Below are 3,056 nucleotides of genomic sequence, written 5' to 3' on the forward strand. Positions count from 1 at the left end.
ATCACCCAACTGGGCCGCAACTTCCAGGTCATCTACGAACAAGCCGCCACCCACGGCACCAAAGTCCAAACCGCCGGCGGCAACATGGCCTCCACCGACGGCGCCGTCAGCGCCAGCTGGGCCTAACACCTCACACACCACTCGCGCCGAGTGTGACCTGGCACCCCGCCAGCTCACACTCGGCGCAGTGCCGCCGGGACGGCGGGCGTCAACATGCCGTCAAAGTTCGACCGTCGCGTGTTAAGAACACGTAAACGCACCTGGTCACCGTACTGTGTGCTGCGCAATCGTGGCCGCAGACCACGCAGTAGCTGGCTCTTTGTCATGAGCCGGTGTGAATCGGTGAGGAGTGTTCATGTCGTTCGTAACCACCCATCCGGAGGCGCTCACGGCGGCGGCCGGCAAGCTGCAGGGCATCGGGTCGTCGCTGGCCGCCCAAAACACTGCGGCGGCGGCACCGACCACCGGTGTGGTTCCCGCCGCCGCCGATGAGGTCTCGGCGTTGCAGGCGACGCAGTTCTCCGCCTACGGCACCCTGTACCAGCAGATCAGCGCGCAAGCCACCGCGATTCACGAGATGTTTGTCAACACCCTGGGGGCGAGCGCCGAATCGTATGGCAGCACCGAGTCCGCCAACGCCGCGGCCAGTTCGGCCCAGTCGGGGCTATCCGGGCTGCTCGGATTGTTCACCGGGTCCGCCTCCGGGCCCTACGGCCTACTCCCCACCGCCCTCAGCAACGGCGGCATCATCGGCGCCATGCAAGTGGGCAACTTCGGTTCGGCCGCCTCGGACCTGCTCCAGCTGGGCAGCTCCGGCTTCCTTGCTCCGGGCGCGCTGACCGGCGCCGAGGGTGGCGAGGCCGCCGCCGCTACGGGCGGGGTGAGTGCCGCCGCGGGCGGCGCGAGCGCCGCGACGCTGGCCGGGGCCGTGAGCCCGGCCGGTGTCGCGGGGGCGCCGGCCGCCGTGGCGGCCGGGGTCGGCCACGCCTCCTCCGTCGGCGGATTGTCGGTGCCGCCCAGTTGGGCCGGCGCCACCGCACCGATGTCCAGCGCTGCCCCGGCCATGTTGCGGGGCGCCGGCTGGACCGCCGCCGCCCCGCACACCGCCCCGGTGACCACGATGCCGGCGGGGATGCCGTCGGTGGCCTCGGCCGGCCGCGGCGGTTTCGGCTTCGGCACGCCGCGTTACGGCGTCAAACCGCTGGTGATGCCTCGACCGGCAGTTATCTAGCGGATCAAGCACATTCGGCTACCGAGGAAAAGGACTTTCGAGATGGATTTTGCAGCACTGCCGCCCGAGATCAACTCGGCCCGCATGTACGCCGGCCCCGGCGCGGCGCCGATGATGGCCGCCGCGTCGGCGTGGGGCGGCCTGGGTGCCGAGTTGGCGACCACGGCGGCGTCTTACGAGTCGGTGATCGCCGCGCTCACCGGGGAGGAATGGCTGGGTCCGGCGTCGCAGGCGATGGCCGCCGCGGCCGCGCCGTATGTGGCGTGGATGAACACCACCGCCGCGGCCGCCGAACACGCCGCCGGCCAGGCGATGGCGTCGGCCGCCGCCTACGAGGCGGCGTTTGCGGCCACGGTGCCGCCGCCGGCGATCGCCGCCAACCGGGCGCAGTTGGCGGCCCTGGTCGCCACCAACATCCTGGGCCAGAACACGCCGGCGATCGCGGCCAATGAGGCCATGTACGGCGAGATGTGGGCGCAAGACGCGGCGGCCATGTATGGCTACGCCGCGTCGTCGGGGACGGCCGGGGTGTTGAACCCGTTGACGCCGCCGGCGGAAACCACCAACCCGGCCGGGCTGACCAGGCAGGCCGCCGCCGTCGCGCAAGCCGCCGCGTCGGGCAGCGGCACCCAGAGCGGGCTGTCGCAGCTGGTCGCCAACCTGCCCAGCACGGTGCAAGGGCTGGCGTCCCCGCTGGCCGGGTCCTCGGGGACGGGCGGCTTCCTGTCCGATTTCATCAATTCGACGCAGAACATTGGGATTTGGAACGCGCTGCAGACCTACAGCGGCGCGGCGGGCAACATCGGCGCGTGGAACATGTTCGCCGGTATCTCGGCTGCGGCCGGGCTGGCGAACGCCGAGGGTGCATCGATCGGCGGGGTCGGCGGTGCCGAGGCGGCGGAGGGCGCGGCGCTGGTCGGCGCGGTAACCCCGGCGGCGGCCCCCGGCGTGCCCGCCGGGGTCGGTGCGGCCCCGGTGCTGGCCGGCATGGGCCAGGCGGCCCCGGTCGGCGGGCTGTCGGTGCCGGCGAGTTGGTCGGCGGCCACCCCGCCGAGCACCAGCACGGCGACGTTAGCCGGTAGCGGCTGGACAGCGGCGGCCGAAGAAAGCGCGGAGGTGGCCGCCGTGCCGGCTGGGATGCCGTCGGTGGCCTCGGCGGGCCGCGGCGGTTTCGGCCTCGGCGCGCCGCGCTACGGCGTCAAACTGACCGTGATGCCCCGCTCGGTCGTAGTTGGTTAACAAACAAGGAGGCAACCTGTTACGTGTTTGAGGCCGAGCGTTCAACGAGACGTCGTAGCCTGCCCATGACCGCAGCCCCCGGCGAAGACTTTCAGTTAAGGAGACAGTGATATGCCGACGCGTTTTATGACCGATCCGCACCAGATGCGGGCCATGGCGGGCCGCTTCGACGTGCACGCCCAAACCGTGGAAGACGAAGCCCGCAAGATGTGGGCGTCCTCGACCAACATCACCGGAGCCGGCTGGGGCGGAACCGCAGCCAACACCTCCTACGACACCATGGGCCAAATGCAGACCGCGTTCCGCAACATCGTCAACATGCTGCACGGGGTGCGCGACGGGCTGATCCGCGACGCCAACAACTACGAACAGCAAGAAGCCGCCTCCCAGACCGCGCTGAGCAGCTAAGGAGCAATCGCATGAGCATCAACTACCAATTCGGCGACGTCGACGCCCACGGCGCGCTGATCAAGGCCCAAGCCGCCTCCCTGGAGGCCGAGCACCAGGCCATCATCGCCGACGTGCTCGCCGCCGGGGACTTCTGGGGCGGCTCCGGGTCGGTGGCCTGCCAGGAGTTCATCACCCA

Annotated in this window: 4 protein-coding genes and 1 pseudogene; all 5 read left to right on the forward strand. The window is 70.6% G+C overall.

Features of this window, described 5'->3' with window-relative positions:
* Positions 1-126 (forward strand): annotated as a pseudogene (locus BKN37_RS26650) (type VII secretion protein EsxI); the annotation flags it as partial.
* Between the two features lie 229 nt (positions 127-355).
* Complete coding sequence (locus BKN37_RS26655) at positions 356-1,231, forward strand: PPE family protein, SVP subgroup (protein ID WP_071030260.1); 876 nt, start codon at positions 356-358, stop codon at positions 1,229-1,231.
* 42 nt (positions 1,232-1,273) lie between these two features.
* Positions 1,274-2,470, forward strand: a complete 1,197-nt coding sequence (locus tag BKN37_RS26660; RefSeq protein WP_071030258.1) for a PPE family protein — start codon at positions 1,274-1,276, stop codon at positions 2,468-2,470.
* A gap of 111 nt (positions 2,471-2,581) precedes the next feature.
* Complete coding sequence (locus BKN37_RS26665; protein ID WP_071023654.1) at positions 2,582-2,878, forward strand: WXG100 family type VII secretion target; 297 nt, start codon at positions 2,582-2,584, stop codon at positions 2,876-2,878.
* Positions 2,879-2,889: 11 nt separating this feature from the next.
* Positions 2,890-3,056 (forward strand): WXG100 family type VII secretion target (locus BKN37_RS26670; protein WP_207547302.1); only part of this gene is annotated, 167 nt, incomplete at its 3' end.

Source organism: Mycobacterium talmoniae (genome assembly GCF_001854525.1).
GTDB lineage: Bacteria > Actinomycetota > Actinomycetes > Mycobacteriales > Mycobacteriaceae > Mycobacterium > Mycobacterium talmoniae.